Here is a 17,004-nt window from a genome sequence, read left to right as displayed (position 1 = left end):
GCGACACAAGGCCGCTCCTACAGGCCTGTATTACCGTTCGCGCAGGGCTTCCCGGGCCCGGTTCAGGGGCTTGATCAGGTAATCGAGGATGGTCTTCTCACCGGTGCGGATGTCCACGGTGGCAATCATCCCGGGCACGATCGCGAAGTGCTTGCCAGCCTTGTTGGTCAGGCTGTCCTGCTCGGTGCGGATGAACACCCGGTAGTAGTAGATCTCCGGTTTCACCTCATCCTGCAGGGTATCTGGCGATATCCCGACCACCTTGCCGTCCAGCCCGCCATACACCGAGTAGTCATAGGCACTGATCTTGACCTTGGCTGCCTGGTCGGGGTGGATGAAGGCGATGTCCCGCGGGGCGATGCGTGTCTCTATCAGCAGGCGCTCGTCCATCGGCACGATCTTCATCACTTGCCCGCCGGGTTGCACCACGCCGCCCAGGGTGTTGACCTCGATGTCCTTGACGATGCCGCGCACCGGCGAGCGCAAGGTCAGGCGTGTCAGCGAGTCACTGCGCCCGCGGATCACTTCCGACAGGCTGTCGGCTTCGGCACTGGCCTTGGCCAGCTCTTCGCGCGCCCGCACCAGGTACTCGGAGCGTGCCTCGTTGGCTTTGAGTTCCAGCTCCGAGCGCTGGCGGTTCAGGCGGATCACTTCGACCCGGCTGGAGGCACCCATCTTGGCCAGGTTCTCGGTGATCTTCAGCTCTGCGCGCACCAGCCGCAGCGAGTCCTCGATACCGGCCAAGGTCTGCTCCAGGCCGCGGCGGCGGGTTTCGTACAGCGCTGTCTCGGCATCGATCAGCTCGGGCGAGTCACGCAGGCTCTCCGGGAAGCTCAGCGGCTTGCCAGTGACCTCGGCACGCAGGCGCGCCACGCTGGCCTTGGCCGCACGGTACTTGGCTTCGCTTTCGCCAACGCTGGAGGCGGTCTTGGTCGGGTCGAGCTGGGCAAGGACCTGGCCGCGTTCGACCAGGTCGCCTTCGGCCACGTTCATCTCGGCGACGATGCCGCCTTCGAACGACTGGATCACCTGCTCGCGTGAACTGGGGATCACTTTGCCGGTGCCGGTGGACACCTCAGTCACCTCGAACCAGGCGGCCCAGGCCAGAAACGCAGCAAGCATGATTGCGCAAGTCATGATGACGCGGCCGGCGCGCAGCACAGCCTGGTCGTCCTGGCCATCCAGGTAGGACGCGGGGAGTTCGTGGTTGCTCATGCATGCGCTCCTTGCAGCTTGGCCAGGGCGGCGTCGCGTTTGTCGTCGATGACGATGCGCCCGCCGTCCAGCACGATGATGCGGTCCACGCGCTGCAGCACGCTGAGGCGATGGGTGGCGATCACCAGGGTGCGGCCCTGGCAGAAGCGTTCGAGGTTATCCAGCAGCTTGCGCTCGGTGACGTCGTCGAGCGAGGCGGTGGGTTCGTCGAGCAGCAGCACCTGCGGTTGGCGCACCAGCAGGCGCGAGAGCACCAGGGCCTGGCGTTGCCCGCCGGACAGGCCCTGGCCGCCTTCGAGGATCAGGTGGTCGAGGCCCTTGGGCAAGTGGCGGACGAAGTCCAGCGCACCGGTGGCGGCCAGTGCAGCCACCAGTTCCTGGTCGCTGGCCTGGCCGGCACCGAGGGTGAGGTTTTCCCGCAGGGTGCCGTGGAACAGCCGGGCATACTGGGCCAGCAGGCCGACGTCACGGCGCAGGTCGGCCGGGTCGAGGTGGTTCATGGCGATGCCATCGAGGCTGACTTCGCCCTGGCTCAGGTCCATGGCACCGCCCAACGCCTGCAGCAGGGTCGATTTGCCGGCGCCGTTGCGCCCGAGCACGGCGATGCGTTCGCCGGGCTGGATGTCGAGCTGGGCGATATTCAGCACCGGTGGGGCTTCGGGGCTGTAGCGGAAGTTGGCCTGGCGCAGCGCATATTCGCCACGGATCGCCGGCAAATGCACGCGGGCTTCGCCTTCAGGGTGATCGACCGGTGACTGCATCAGCTTGTCCAGTCCCTGCAGGGCCACCTTGGCTTGCTGCCAGCGGGTCAGCACATGGGTCAGCTGCGCCAGCGGCGCCATCATCCGCGACGACAGCATCGAGGCCGCCACCAGGCTACCGGTGGTGAGGTCACCGGCAATCACCATCGGCGCACCGATCACGATGACCACGGCAAATACCGCGCCCTGCACGTTCTGGGTCCAGGTCACCAGGCCGTTGGTCAGGGTACGCAAGCGCAGGTTGGTGTGCGCGCAGGCGGCGTTGTACTGGTTCCACTGGCGCTCGAAGCGCGCCTCGGCCTGCAGCGCCTTGATCTCGTCCAGGCCCTGGATGCTTTCCACCAGCATGGCGTTGCGCAGCGATGACTCGCGCATCGAGGCATTGGCCAGCACCGCCAGGCGCCGTTGCGCGAGCAGCCCCGGGATGACCATGGCCAGCAGCGCCACCAGCGGAATGAACACCAGTACCCCACCGATCAGCCAGAACACCAGCAGGAACAACAGGAAGAACGGCAAGTCGGCCAATGCCGTTGCGGTGCTCGAAGTGATCAGGTCGCGGATCGATTCAAGCTCGCGCAACTGGGAGATGAACGAGCCGGTGGATTTCGGCCGTGCCGAGTTGCGCAGGCGCAGCGCATGGCCGTAGACCAGGTCAGACACCCGCAGGTCGGCACGCTTGCCCAGCAGGTCGGTGACCTTCAACCTCAGCAGGCGCATGCTGAAGTCGAAAACCAGCGCCAGCACCACGCCACCGAACAGCACGTACAGGGTTGGCAATGACTCGGCGGGGATCACCCGGTCATATACCTGCATCGAAAACAGCACCCCGGCCAGGGCCAGCACGTTGGCCACCAGCGAGGCGACCATCACTTGACCGTACGGGCGCAGGTCGCGCAGCACGATGCGGGTGAACCAGTGGCGATCGTAGGGCGCGGTGTAGTCGTCGGTGCGCACATCGCGCAGCGGCCGTGCCGGGCGCATCAGTGCGACGCGGTTGATGCGCCCTTCGAGCGCATCGCGGGGCAGGCGCGAGGTCAGGCGCTGGTCGCCGGCGAAGACCACGGCCAGTTCGTTCTCCTCGGTCACCGCTTCGACCGTGGCCAGTTGGCCGTCGTCCAGTTCCAGCACCAGTGGCGTGCGCCACTGGCGCAGGGCCTTGGCGTCATAGCGCACGAAGCGCAAGGTCAGGCCGGCCTGGCGCGCCATGTGCCGGAGGATTTCATCCAGCGGGCGTGCATCCTCGACCGCTGCCAGGCGAATGCGTTGGGGCGAGACATCAAGGCGATAGTGATGGGCGACCTGCAACATCGCTTCCAGCCAGGGCCCCAGGTCGGGCCGGTGCACCACCGCCTGCTCCGGGTTCTGCTCCTGACCGGCCTGGGTCAGCTTGACGGTATCGTTCATGGCTCGATTTCCACCCCTTGCAGGTTGCGCCCTTCCAGCCCGAAGGCGGTACGCAGGGCGCCGGAGTTGTACAGGCAGTCGACATCCAGGCGCAGCAGGTCAGAACGGGTGCCGGCGAGTTCGAAGCGTGACTGGTAGATCTCCTGCTCGGCGTTGAGCAGGTCGAGCAAGGGGCGGGTGCCCAGGTCCAGGTACTGCCGGCCGTATAGTTCACGTGCTTCCTGGATGCTGGTCTGGCGCGCTTCCAGCGCGTTCAGGCGCCGACCTAGCCCGGATGTTTGCGCCATGGCTTCGGCCAGGCCGCGGCGGGCCTGCAGGCGTGCGGCGTCTTCGGCGGAGTCCGCGGCGCTCAGGGCATGGCCAGCGGCGCGGCTGCGGGCGCTGATGGCACCGCCTTGGTAGATGGGCACTTCGACGTTCAGGTAGATGCCGGCCTGGGTGCGGTCCAGGCTTCGGTTGTCGCGGTTGTAGTCGTTGTCCAGGTAGTGATTGACCTGCGGTTGCAGCGACAGCGTGGGGTAGGCTTCGGCCTTGGCCTGGGCCAGTTCAGCCTGGGACTGGGCGCGCAAGGCCAGGGCCATCAGCACGGCCGGCAACCGGTCGCTACCGCCTGTGGAGCGTTTGCAGGCCTGGTTCAACTCCGGTGGCGACTCTTCGGCCAGGGCCGGCGGTGCCACCCGGCCAAGCAATTCGGCCAGGGTCGAACGCCAGCGTTCGTACTGCGACTGGTATTCCTCGAGGGTGGCGCGGGCGCCCTCCACCCGTGACTCGGCCTGGACCACATCGGAGCGGGTGCTGGCGCCCATGTCGCTGCGCTGGCGAGCCATGCTGGCAATGTCACCGACGCCACGGATCTGGTCGCGGGCAATCACCATCAGTTGTTCATAGCGGCGGGTTTCGATCCAGGCGTAGGCGGTGTCACGGGCGAGGTCGTCGACCACCAGCAGGATATTGGCCTGGGCTCGGGTAGCGGCGGCCTGGGCGGCGCTGACGGCATTGTCGACCTTGCCGAAGTCGTAGAGCATCTGCTTCAGCGACAGGTTCAGCGCCTGGCTGCTGCGGTCGCCGCCGTAGCCGGTGTCATAGCCGGTGCGGATACCGCCGGAAATCTGTGGGTAGTAGCCGGCACGGGCGACGTTGATGCCTTCGCCCTGTTTGTACAGGTTGCCGACTGCTTCTGCGATGCTTGGATGCCACTGCGCGGCGGTGAGCACCGCCTCGGCCAGCCCCAGCCGGTCGCCATTGCTGGCGGCCTGGCCGGAAGGTGGGCGGGCGGGAATGGCTTCGGGCGCGTCGCGCATCAAAGACGGCCCGATGGTACGCAGCCTGGGATCTATGTCATCGGCTGCCTGGGCAACCGGGGTGAGGTTCAACACCAGGAGCCCGAAGGCTCCCAGCCACAGCGGTGACAGCGGACTGCTTCGCTTCACGTAATTCCCTTACTGCTGTTCTCCCTTGCCGCCGGGCGGTGTGCCCGGCGGAGTGCAGCGGCCTCAGACGACATGGATGCTGTTCTGCACCCAGAGGTGGTGACTTGGATCTTCCTGGGCCGTGTATTGGTTATAGTCGATACCTTCGACAGTTTGGTTTCCGACCAGGGTCCAGTTGTCTGTCATGTGCACTGAGTCTTTGTCATCCCCCTTGATGATCAGCGTGTCGTTGCCGGTTTCGGTGATTGCCACCACGTCCGCCAGGTTGAGGGTCAGCGCCACCGCACTGGTATGGTTGAGGTCGATCACTTCAATGTTGTGGATACGTTCGGCCAGGGTGCCCAGGTCGATGCTGGCATCGCCGCCGCCCCACAGCAGGGTGTCGGTACCGGTGCCGCCATCGACGCTGGCGAAGTTCTGGTCGACCACTTCGAGGATGTCGTTGCCAGCGCCGCCCTCCAGGGTGATGTGCCCACCGTGGCTGCCGACCAGGTGGTCGTTGCCATCGGTGCCGGCGAGCACTTCGCTGGACGCGGTAGCGGCGACACTGGCCAGCGCCACGCTGTCGTCAGCGGTGTCGGCCACCAGCGCGGAGAAGCTGGTGATGTTGGCGGCGTTGTCCAGGTTGACGGTGAGCGTGGCGGTGTCGGTGGTGCCGTTGGGGTGGGTCAGTTCGTAGGTGAAGGTATCGTGCTGGCCGATCACCGCGGAGGTCAGCCCGCTGTTGAGGGTGTAGGTATAGCTGCCGTCCGCGTGCACCAGCAGCGTGCCATAGGTACCGGCCACGCTGACCCCGTTGTAGCCAGGGATGGTGAAGGTGTTGGCGGCCGTCAGCACACTCAGTACGGTCAGTGCCGAGCCCAGGTTGTCGGTACCGGCAGGGTCGGTGATCAGGTTGCCGCTGGCCACCGTGGCACTGCTGACCACGAACTCGGTGAGGTGCGTGGTGGTGGTGTTGAGGCTGGTGGTGATCGAGCTGGCCAGGCCGATGCCGCCGGCGCTGACCACGATGTGGTAAGTGCCGGCGCCCTGATTCTGGAAGGTATAACCCGCACCGCCTCCAAGCAGGCTGATCAGCGAGCCGCCGTTGACCGTCTCCACCAGCACGTATTGGCCGGTGGCCGGGTTGAGCTTGAGCAGCTGGATGGTGGTGCCGTTGAGCAGGCCCAGCAGGTTGGTGGAGTTGAGCACCACTTGCAGGTTGGCCGTGGTGTCGGCGGCCACCGTGGTGGTGTAGGTGGCCGAGCGCGAGCCGATCAGCGGCAAACTCAGCGAGCCAAGGGTGGCGCTGCTGCTATCGACCCGGTTGGCCAGGGTGATGTGGCTGCTGTCGATGTCATTGACCGCATCCACCACGGTGGCCGGTGCGCCCAGGTTGCTGTCGTTCCAGATCTCCGTGGCCTGCGGGCTGTCGATGCGCACGTAGAGATTGGCGGTGGCAGTCAGCCCGTTCGGGTGCACCAGCTCATAACTGAACACATCGACCTTGCCGACGCTCGACGGGCTGCCGCTTGGCGTGTACGTGTAACTGCCGTCGGCATGGATAACCAAGGTGCCGTACTGGCCCTGCACCGTGGTCCCTGCACCGCTGGCCGCCGTCACGTAGGTACCGTTGATCAGCACCTTCAACACGGCGCCGCTGTCCGGGCCGAGGGCGTCGACCACGCCATTGGTGCCGGGGTCGGTGATGACGTTACCCGAGGTGGCGGTGCCGCTGCCGGTGAACTGGGTAAGGCTGCTGGCCTCGATGTCCAGGCTGGTGGTGACCTGGGTCACCAGGCCGATGCCGCCGCTGGCTACGGTCAGTCGGTAGTCGCCGGCCTGCAGCTTGCCGATGTCCACCTGCAGGCCCAGCGGCAACACGATCAGGTCGAGCAGCCCTTGGGTGTTGCCGGTGGCGATCGTCACCCAGGCGCCGGCAGCGTTCTTCACCTGCAGGGTGAAGGTGGAGTTGTTGAGCAGCGCCAGCACGCTGTTGGTGGTCAGTGTCAGGGTCGGGTCGACCGTGGTGCCGGCCGCCACCGTCCAGGTGTAGGTCTTGCTGAAGCCCGACAACAGGGTGGTAAAGCTGTCGGTGTAGGTGGTGGTGGCGGTGACCGGTGCCAGGTTGACGGTGGCGGTAGCCAGGTTGTTGCTGGCGATGACCGGAGCATTGGCGTCGATGTCCGGCGCAGTGATATTGACGTTGCCGGAGACATTGTTGCGTGGGTCGGTCAGGGTCACCGACAGCACCTGGCCGTTGTCCTGGGCCGGGCTCAGGGTGACGGTAAAGGTGCCGTTCGGCTGCACCACGGCGGTTTGCAGCACAGTGCCGCCGGCACTGCGCACGGTCACCGTGGCGCCGACCTCGCCGGTGCCGGTGAGGGTGGTGCCGTCGCTGCTGATCACCAGGTTGCTGGCGTTGGCCGGCGGGGTCAGGTCTGGGGCGGTCAGCGCCGTGGCGGTGGAGGTGTTGCCGGCGGCATCGGTGAGGGTGACGGTCAGCGCCTGGAAGTTGATTTGCGCTGTGCTCAGGCTGACCACGTACTGGCCGTTGCTGCCTACCGTGGCAGTGCCAAGGACGGTGCCGGCACTGTTGCGTACGGTCACCGTGCTGCCGATCTGGCCCGAGCCGCTGACCGAAGTGCCGTTGGCGTTGATGGCGGCCACTGGCGCGGTCGGCGGGGTGGTGTCCGGTGCGGTGATGCCGGTGCTGCCAGACTGGTTGCCAGCCGCGTCGGACTGGCGCACCACCAGTGCCTGGCCATCGTTCTGTGCGCTGGTCAGGGTGATACTGAAGGTGCCGTTGGGCTGGACGATGGCGCTGCCGAGGGCGCCGCCGGGGCCTTGCACGGTTACGGTCGCCCCCGGCTCGCCGCTACCGGTGAGCACGGTGCCAGCGCCGTTGATGACCAGGTTGGTCGGCGCCAGCGGGGCCTGGGTGTCCGGCGCCGTGTAGTTGGTGGTTCCAGACACATTCAGTGCGGCATCGGCCTGGCTCAGGCTCAGCACCTGGCCGTTGAGCTGGGCACCGTTGAGGTTGATGCTGAATGCGCCAGCGCCGTTGACCAAGCCGCTGCCGAGCACATTGCCGCCCGCATCGCGCACGGTCACCGTGGCCCCGGCTTCACCGGTACCGGTCAGCACCAGGCCGTTGGCCGACAGCCCGGTGACCACCGGGTTTGCCGGTGGAGTGATATCGGCAGCGGTGACGAACACCGGTTGCGATTCACCCCCGAGCAGCGACACCGATGTCACCGACAGGTGTTGCCCATTGAGCTGGGCGGCGCTCAGGGTAATGCTGAAACCACCATTGCCGATGTTGGCCGAGCCGCTGCCGATCAGGTTGCCGGCGGCATCGTAGACGCGGATCGAGGTGCCGGCGGCGGCGGTGCCTGTGAGGGTCAGGCCATTGGCGGCCAGCGTAACGTTGATCGGTGGCTCTGGCGGTGGCACCAGCGGCGTGACATAGCTGGCCACTGCCGAGGTGTTGTTGGCGGCATCGGTCTGGGTCACCGCCAGGGTGGCCGCCGAACCGGGTGCAGGTAAGAGGCTGATCGAGAAGTTGCCGCCACTGTCGACCTGGCCGGTGCCGATGACCTGGCCGCCGAAACTGACCGTTACGGTCGCGCCAGCTTCACCACGCCCGGTAAGGATGTCGTAGGTGTTGCTGATGGCGAGGTTGGTGACAGCAGCGGGCGGTGAGGTGTCGGCGGTCTGGTACTCGGCCGGCAGTGAGATGTTTCCGGCGCTGTCGGTGGACGTCACGGTCAGCAGCTGGCCATTGTTCTGCGCCGGGCTCAGGGTGACGGTGAACTCGCCGCCTGCCGGTACCGTGACGGTGCCGACCACGGTGCCGGCAGGGTTGCGTACGGTGATGGTGGAGCCCACTTCACCACTGCCGGTGAGCAGCGTGCCGTTCCCGGTCAGGGTAAGGTTGCCGGGCTGCACCGGCGGGGTCAGGTCGGGCGCGGTCAGTTGCAGAGGCGCGGACGGGTTGCCGGTGGCGTCCTGGGCGATCACGGTCAGCACCTGGCCGTTGATCTGCGCGGCGTTCAGGTTGAGCACGAAGGCACCGTCGGGGTCGATGGTGCCTTGGCCGACCAGGTTGCCCTGGCTGTCCATCACGGTGACCTGCGCGCCAGCCTCACCGGTACCGATCAGTTGCGTACCGCTGCCGTTGAGGCTGGCGACCACGGTGGCCGGCGGTGTGATGTCGATGGCGGTCACCGAGCTGATCGGCGAGACGTTGCCACTGGCATCGGTCAGGGTCACGTGCAGGAGCTGACCGTTGAGCTGTGCCGGGCTCAGGTTGACCACGAAGGTACCGTTCGCTCCCACCGTGGCCGTGCCGATTTCGGTGGTGCCGGCGAACACGCGCACGGTGCTGCCGGCTTCACCGGTACCGCCGAGCTGGTCGCCGGCGGCGTTGAGCCGCAGGCCGAGTGCCGCATCGGGTGGCGTCAGGTCTGGAGCATTGACCGTGACGGGTTGGCTGATGTTGCCGGGTGGGTCGGCCTGTTGAACCGACAGCACCTGCTGGTTGATCTGCGCAGGGGTGAGCTCGACGCGGAAGCTGCCGTCGGCGAGCACCGTGGTGGTGCCCAGCTGCACACCGGCAGCGTTGTTCACGGTGACTGTCGCACCGGGCTCACCGCGGCCACTGACCACACTGCCGTCGGCGTTGATGACTACATTGGTGAGGATGTCTGGCGGTGTGAAGTCCGGGGTTTGCAGCGTGGCTGTTGCCGACACGTTGCCGGCAACGTCGGTCTGGGTGAGGCTGAGCTGCTCGGCGTTACCCAGGGCTGGGTTGAGGGTCAGGGTGAAGTGGCCGCTGGCGTCGACGAGGGCCGTGCCGATCTGCTGGCCGGCCGGGTTGGTCACGGTCACCGTGGCACCGGCCTCGCCACGCCCGGTAATGGTCGCACCGTCGCTGGCAATGGCCAGTTCGGTGGGCGCAGCCGGTGGCGTGGTGTCAGGCGCGGCGATGCTGGTGGCATTGGACTGGTTGCCGGCGGCATCGGTCAGCACCACTTGCAAGGCCTGGCCGTTGGCCTGTGGTGGGTTGAGGGTGACCTGGAAACTGCCGTTGCTCATCACCGTGGCGGTGCCTAGCACGGTGCCGTCGGCAGCGACGACTTTTACGGTGGCATTGGCTTCGCCGGTCCCGTTGAGCAGGCTGCCGCCAGCGGCAAACGCCAGGTTGCCCGGCGCATCCGGTGCAGTGATGTCTGGCGCGGTGAGGGTGACGCTGTTGGATTCGTTGCCGGCAGCGTCAGTTTGCGCGGCGCTGAGTCGTTCACCGTTGACCTGCGCGGCGGCGAGGTTGAGGCTGAAGTTGCCATCGGCGCCGACCACGGCGGTGCCCAGTTCGGCCCCACCACTGCCGAGCACGGTCACGGTGGCACCTGGCTCGCCGCGGCCGGTAAGCACCAGGCCGTCGTTGGACAACGCCAGGTTGCTCAGCGGTTGTGGCGCAGTGGTGTCCGGTGCCTGCAGGTCGGATGGCAGCGAAGCGCTGCCATCGGTCCCTACCGCAGTGACTTGCAGCAGCTCACCGTTGGCCTGGGCGCTGCCGAGGTTGACGGTGAAGTTGCCGTCGTTGCCGACCGGCGCGGAGCCCAGCAACACGCCACCCGGGCCGTAGACGTTGACTGTGTTGCCCGGCGCGGCGCTACCGGTGACGACCAGGCCATTGGCGGAAAGCACCAGATTATCGGGTGCATCAGGCGCCAACTCACCCGGCGCGGTGACGGTTTGGGCTGGCGAGGCATTTTGTGCCGCGTCGGTCTGCACCACGCTGAGGTTTTCGCCGGTGGTGGCAGCCGGTGCAAGCGTCACGGTGAAACGCCCGTCGCTGCCCACCGTGGCGGTGCCCAGCGAAGAGCCGCCTGGTGCGCGTACGGTGACGGTGGCACCCGCTTCGCCAGTGCCCGTCAGGGTGGTGCCATCGGGCGACACCGCCAGGTTGGCGACGGCCGCTGGTGGTGTGGTATCGGCAGCGGTATAGGGCGCGGCTGGCGATACGTTGCCTGCCGCATCGGTGGCCGTCACCTGCAAGGTCTGGCCATTAGTCTGGGCACTGCTCAGGGTGACCTGGAAGGTGCCATTGGCGTTGGCCACGGCGGTGCCCAGTACAGTGCCTGCTGCGTCGCGCACGGTGACTGTACTACCGGCCTCGGCACTGCCGTTCAGTTGCAGGCCAGTAGCCGCCAACGCCAGCGCGGTGGGCGCTGCCGGTGGGGTGTGATCCGGTGCGATGACAGCGACGGCGGTCGACGTGTTGTTGCTGGCGTCTGTCTGGGTCACGCTCAGGTGCTGTGCATTGATCTGCGCGCTGGTGAGCGAGAGGGTAAAGCTGCCATTGGCAGCCACCAGGACGGTGCCGATGATGGTGCCGTCCGGGCCGCGCACGGTGACGGTGGCGCCGGCTTCGCCAAGGCCGGTCAAGGTCACGCCATTGTTGTTGAGCACGACATTGGTCAATGCGTCAGGCGGGGTGAGGTCTGGTGTGGCGACGTTCACGGCCGGCGAAACATTGCCAGCGGCATCCAGCTGGCTGACGCCAATGGCTTGGCCAGTGGTTTGCGGGGTGTCGAAGGTGACGGTGAAGCGGCCATCGGCGCCTACGACGGCGGTGCCTAGCACCGTGCCGGCGGCGTTGCGTACCTGCACCGTGGCGCCGACTTCACCGCTGCCAGACAGTTGCCGGCCGTCAGAACTGAGCAGCAGGTTGCTCACTGCTGCTGGTGGTGTGCGGTCCGGGGTTGCCAGGCTGGCCGGGCCGGACACGTTGCCGGCAGCGTCGCTGAGGGTGACCTGCAGCGCACTGCCGGTGGTTTGCGCGCTGGGCAGAGTGATCTGGAACTGGCCGCTCTGGTTGACCGTGCCGGTGGCCAGGATTGCGCCACTGGCATCACGTACGGTCACCAGCGCGCCTACTTCGCCTTGGCCGCTGACCACGGTGGCGGCGCTGTTCAGGCTCAGGCCGGTGGCGGCATCCGGGGCTTGCAGGTCGGGGGCCTGCACCGTGGCGGCCAGCGAGACGTTACCGGCAGCGTCGGCCTGGGTGATGGTGAGGTTCTGTGCGTTGGTCTGCGCGGGTACCAGGGTAACGTTGAACAGGCCATTGCTGCCCACGATGCCTGTGCCCACCACGGTGCCACTGGCATCGGTCACGGTCACGGTCGCGCCCACTTCGCCATGGCCGGAGACCGTGCTGCCGCTGCGGTTGATGACAGGCTGGGTTGGCGCGTCGGGTGGGGTGGTGTCCGGCGCCACGATGGTGGCAGGCACCGACGGGTTGCCGCCGGCCGAAGCGCGAGCACTGACGCTCAGGGTCTGTGCGTTGAGCTGGGCATTGGCGAAGAAGATGCGGAAGAAGCCGTCGCTGCCGACCGTGCCAGTGCCCAGCGTGGTGCCGCCGGAAGTGACAGTGATCAGTGAGCCAACGGTGCCTTGACCTGTCAGCAGGAAACCGTCGGCGCTGATGGCAAGGTTGCTCGGGGCAGCGAGCTCGCTGCCACTGGGCCCGTTCACGGTGATGGCGGTTTCGTTGTTGCCGCTGTCATGGACCACCAGCTGCACGCTGTCGCCAGAAGCCAGCGGCGGGGTGACCTGGACCACGAAGGTCCCGTCCGGGCCGACCGTGGCAGTACCCAGCTCGTTACTGCCATCGCGCACGATGACCGTGGTGCCAGGTTCGGCGGTGCCGCTGATGGTGCCGCCATCGGGGCTGACGGCGATGCCCGTGGCCGGTGCGGGCGGAGTGCTGTCTATTGCGCTGACGCTGGTGGGCTCGGTGCCGTTGCCCGCAGCATCGGTAACCACCACGGTCACCGTCTCGCCGTTGAGCAGGGCGGGCGCCAGTGGCACGCTGAAACTGCCGTCGGGGTTGACCGCCACAGTGGTTTCGACGCCAGTCGCGCTGATCACGGTGACCGAAGCTGCGCCGGGTGCGTTGCCTGTGAGCGCGAGGCCATCGGGGGTGATTGCCAGGTCCGTAGGCTGCGCGGGCGCAGTCAGGTCCGGTGCGGTAGCCTGGGCGGCGCCGGAAGCGACCCCGTGCGTGTCGGTCTGGGTGATGTCGAGGGTCTGGCCGTCCAGTTGCGGTGGGTTCAACGCCACACTGAAGTTGCCGCTGGCCGGCACCACCACGCTGCCCAGCAGATCGCCTGCAGCGTTGCGCACCTCCACGGTCGCGCCGGCTTCGCCGGTACCTTGCACAAGCGTGCCGTTGGCGCTCACCTGCACGTTGCCCGGGGCGGCCGGGCCGCTGGTATCGTCAGCGGTGAAGGGCGCCGAAGGCGAGATGTTGCCGGCGGCGTCGATAAGCAGGACCGACACGGTTTCGCCGCTGGTCTGCGCGGGCGTCAGGGTGATGCTGAACGTGCCGTCCTGATCAACGACGCCGTCGCCGAGCAGTTGCCCGGCCGTATCAAGCACTTGCACGGTAGCGCCAGGCTCACCCTCGCCCGTGAGTGTGATGCCATTGGCGCTCAAGCCCAGGTTTTGGGCTGGCGCGGGGGCTTCGAAGTCGCTGGCGGTCACGGTGTTGGCCGGGGAAGGGTTGCCACCACCGTCGGTCTGGATCACGGTCAGGGTCTGGCCGTTGAGTTGCGGTGGGTCGATGGTCACGCGGAAGCTGCCATTGGCTTCCACCGTGGCGGTGCCGAGGACGACACCGCCGGCGCCGGTGACCTGCACCTGCGCGCCGGGCTCGCCATTACCGGTGAGTTGCGTACCGTTGCTGGACAGCGCCAGGCCGCTGGTGATGGCCGGCGGTGTGCTGTCGGGCGCTGGCAGATCGACGGCAGCCGACACGTTGCCGGTTGGGTCGCGTTGCTCGACGGTAAGCGCCTGGCCGTTGTTCTGCGGTGTGGCGAGGGTGACTTCGAAGTTGCCATTGCCGCCCACAACGGCAGTGCCGAGGACGCTGCCATCGGGGGCGCGTACGGTCACGGTGGCGCCAGGTTCGCCGGTGCCGCTGACCGTGGTGCCAGTGCCGTCGATGATCGGTGTGCCGACGGTTTGCGGTGGGGTGGTGTCTGGTGCGGTGAACGTGACCGGCCCGGCGCTGTTGCCTTGGCTGTCGGCGGCCTCGACCGACAGGCTTTCACCATTGCGCTGCGGCTGGTTGAGGGTGACGTCGAAACGCCCGTCGGCGCTGACGGTGGTGGTGCCCAGCACGGTGCCGTCCGCCGCGCGCACGGTGATGATCGACCCGGCCTGGCCCTGGCCGGTCAGGTGCAGGCCCGTGCTGTCGACGGCCAGCCCGGCAGGTTGCAGCGGGCCGTCCAGGTCGGGCGCAGTGAGGGTGGCGGTAGAACTATTGCCGGCAGCGTCACGCAGTACCACGTCAAGTTGCTGGCCATCGGTTTGTGGCGAATTGAGGGTAACGGTGAAGGTGCCATTGGCACCGACCACGCCAGTGCCCAGTACGTCACCCTGCGCGTTGGTGACCTGCACCGTGGCACCGGCCTCGCCACGACCGGTCAAGGTCAGGCCGTCGGCACCCAGTTGCAGGTCGCTGGCTTGGTTCGGCGGGGTGATGTCCGGGGCAAGGATCTGAGCTGGCAATGAACTGTTGCCATTGGCGTCGATGGCCACCACGTCGAGCAGTTCGCCATTGGCCTGTGCCGGGTTGAGGGGGATGGTGAAGGTGCCATCGTTGCCCACCTGCACGCTGCCGATCACCGTGCCGTTGGCATCGTGCACTTCCACCCGGCTGCCCACCGGGGCGGTGCCGCTGATGGACGCGCCGTCGCCGGCCAGCACCAGCCCGGCAGGGCCTTCCGGTACGGCAGCGTTGGGGATGATGACGGTGAGTGGTAGCGAAGGGTTGCCGGCGGGGTCGGTTTGCACCAGTACGATGGACTCACCGGCGCTGACCGGGCCGTCGAGGTTGATCAGGAAGGTGCCGTTGGCTGATACCACGCCAGTGCCGATGACGGCACCGTTCGCACCCTGTACTTCCACCGTGGCGCCCGGTTCGCCGCGGCCACTGATGACCAGGCTGCCATCGCCCACTATCACGTTGCTGATGAGCGCCGGCGCAGTGGTGTCCGGTACGGTGAACTCAAGCGGCGCAGAGGTATTGCCGGCGGCATCGGTGACGCTGATGGCCAGGTGTTCGCCATCGGCCTGCGCCGGGTTGAGGGTGAGGCTGAAGTTGCCATCCGGGCCGACGATGCCCCTGCCGATCAGGTTCCCGTCGGAGTCGCGCACTTCGACCCGGGCGCCGGGCTCGCCCCTGCCGGTGAGCGTTACGCCATTGCTCAGGGAGAGCTCGGTGGGTTGCCCCGGGGCCTGCAGGTCAGGGGCTGTCAGCGGGCTTGACGTCGAGACGTTGCCAGCTGCATCGGTCAGGGTGACCTGCAGCGCCGAGCCATCGGTCACTGGCGAGGTCAGTTGCAGGGTGAAACTGCCGTCCGGCTGGACGGTGCCGGTGCCTACCACCTGGCCTTGATCGTTGAGCACAGTGACTGTGGCGCCAACCTCGCCACGGCCCGAAACGGTACGGCCATCGCCACTGATGACCAGGCCGCTGGCGGGCAGCGGTGGGGTTGTGTCACCGCCGCCGGTGTCGACATCCGGGGCGGTGACGCTGCCCACGCTGGAGGTGTTTCCGGCAGCATCGGTAGCTGTGACCTGCAGCTGCTCCCCGTCAACTTGAGGTGGGGCGAGGTTGATGCTGAACTCACCCGACGTGCCGACCACGACGCTGCCGAGCACCGTGGTGCCATCGGCCGCCAGCACGCGCACGGTACTGCCAGGCTCGGCACGGCCTGTGACCACGCTACCGTCGGAGCTGACGGCAAGGTTGGACGGTGCGGCCGGTGGGGTGATGTCCGGGGCGTCGAACTGCAGGGGCGGGGAGATGTTGCCAGCGGCGTCGACCAGGCGAACATCCAGTACTTCACCGTTGGCCTGGGGCGGGGTCAGGGTGACGTCGAAGTTGCCATCGGCACCGACTACGCCGCTACCGATCAGGTTGCCGGCTGCATCGCGCACTTGCACGTTGGTGCCGGGTTCGCCGCGGCCTGTGAGTTGCTGGCCGGCCTGGCCGATCGCCAGGTCGGTCGGGGCATCCGGTGGCGTGGTATCGGGCGGGTTGCCGACACCGTCATCCGGAGCGGTGATGGCAGTGGCACCGGAGGCGTTGCCGGCCGCGTCGGTGGCTGTTACTTGCAAGGCCTGGCCGTCGGTCTGCGGCGGCTGCAAGGTGACGCTGAACTGGCCGTCGGCACCGACCACGGCACTGCCCACAACGGCGCCGCCGGCACCGCGCACCTGCACGGTCGAGCCCGGCTCGGCGCGGCCGGTGAGGGTGTTGCCTTGCTCGTTGATCGCCAGATCCGTCGGTGCTGTCGGCGCAGTGATGTCCGGTGCGGTGACTGCACCAGGTTGCGAGGTGTTGCCTGCCGCATCGGTCAGCGAGACGCCGAGGTTTTCGCCATTGGCCTGTGGGGTGTTGAGGGCGACATCGAAGCTGCCGTCGGCATTCACCGTGCCGGTGCCGATCAGGTTGCCTGCGGAATCGAACACATTCACCCTGGCGCCCGCTTCACCGCGCCCACTCAGGCGCAAGCCGTCAGGCGAGACCAGCAGGTCGATGGGCGTGGCTGGCGCTGTGGTGTCGCCAGGTTCGCTGCCACCACCACCACCGCCGCCGCCGCCACTGCTGTTTGCCGCTGCTGCCACGCCGCCGACGCCCAACAGGCTGAGGCCGGCGATTGCAAAGGTCGAGGTCTCGGCGCCGGCGACACCGACTCCGGCCACCAGCTCGTCAAGCGAGGCCACTTCGTCGAAGGTGAAGCCGGTGAACGCCGCCGTGTCATAGTTGGCGTGCCACAGGGTGCCGTCTTCGCCGACGAAAACCATGTCGCTGCCAACACCTGCCTGGTCCACGGCAAAGAAGTTGCCGACGGTGACCTTTTCTCCGGATTTGAGCGTGACGATCAGGTCCTGGCCACGCCGGGTGACGGTCGCCACCTGGTCGGGGGCGACGGGCATCTGCACGACGCCTGGGCTGTTGAGGGTGATGTTGCCCCAGGCATTCTGGGTGGCTACGGCGGATTGCTTGTCGGCGACGACGATGTTGTCCATGTGTGCTCCCTGCTGGTTTTCGCTACGCGGGATCGACTTTCGTGATCTTTGGCTGGCGCAACTCGGCCGTCTGACGGAACGTGTCGCGCGCAGCGTGGCCGTGA

General features: G+C 67.1%; 4 protein-coding genes. All 4 read right to left on the bottom strand.

All coding sequences use genetic code 11. The features are described 5' to 3' along the window. Positions 1–30: 30 nt before the first annotated feature. Positions 31–1,215 (bottom strand): HlyD family type I secretion periplasmic adaptor subunit, encoded by a 1,185-nt coding sequence (locus APH27_RS23850; protein ID WP_027920317.1) that lies wholly within the window; start codon positions 1,213–1,215, stop codon positions 31–33. Continuing rightward, positions 1,212–3,380 (bottom strand): type I secretion system permease/ATPase, encoded by a 2,169-nt coding sequence (locus APH27_RS23845; RefSeq protein ID WP_060486061.1) that lies wholly within the window; start codon positions 3,378–3,380, stop codon positions 1,212–1,214. Before APH27_RS23845 ends, APH27_RS23850 begins: the two co-directional genes overlap by 4 nt. After that, the gene (locus tag APH27_RS23840; RefSeq protein WP_060486060.1) at positions 3,377–4,810 is read right to left on the bottom strand and encodes a TolC family outer membrane protein; all 1,434 of its coding nucleotides are present in this window, start codon (positions 4,808–4,810) and stop codon (positions 3,377–3,379) included. The genes APH27_RS23845 and APH27_RS23840 overlap by 4 nt, the downstream gene beginning before the upstream one ends. A 63-nt stretch (positions 4,811–4,873) precedes the next feature. Next, the gene (locus tag APH27_RS23835; protein WP_060486059.1) at positions 4,874–16,900 is read right to left on the bottom strand and encodes a BapA/Bap/LapF family large adhesin; all 12,027 of its coding nucleotides are present in this window, start codon (positions 16,898–16,900) and stop codon (positions 4,874–4,876) included. Positions 16,901–17,004 lie beyond the last annotated feature (104 nt).

Origin of the sequence: Pseudomonas sp. NBRC 111123 (assembly GCF_001320205.1) — a bacterium.
Classification (GTDB): Bacteria; Pseudomonadota; Gammaproteobacteria; order Pseudomonadales; family Pseudomonadaceae; genus Aquipseudomonas; species Aquipseudomonas putida_J.
This window is presented reverse-complemented; position numbering and strand designations above follow the sequence as displayed.

What these genes read in the sequence shown, in the direction of transcription:
- APH27_RS23835 (WP_060486059.1), bottom strand. Translation starts at nt 16,900, where the DNA reads ATGGACAACATCGTCGTCGCCGACAAGCAATCCGCCGTAGCCACCCAG.
- APH27_RS23845 (WP_060486061.1), bottom strand. Translation starts at nt 3,380, where the DNA reads ATGAACGATACCGTCAAGCTGACCCAGGCCGGTCAGGAGCAGAACCCG.
- APH27_RS23850 (WP_027920317.1), bottom strand. Translation starts at nt 1,215, where the DNA reads ATGAGCAACCACGAACTCCCCGCGTCCTACCTGGATGGCCAGGACGAC.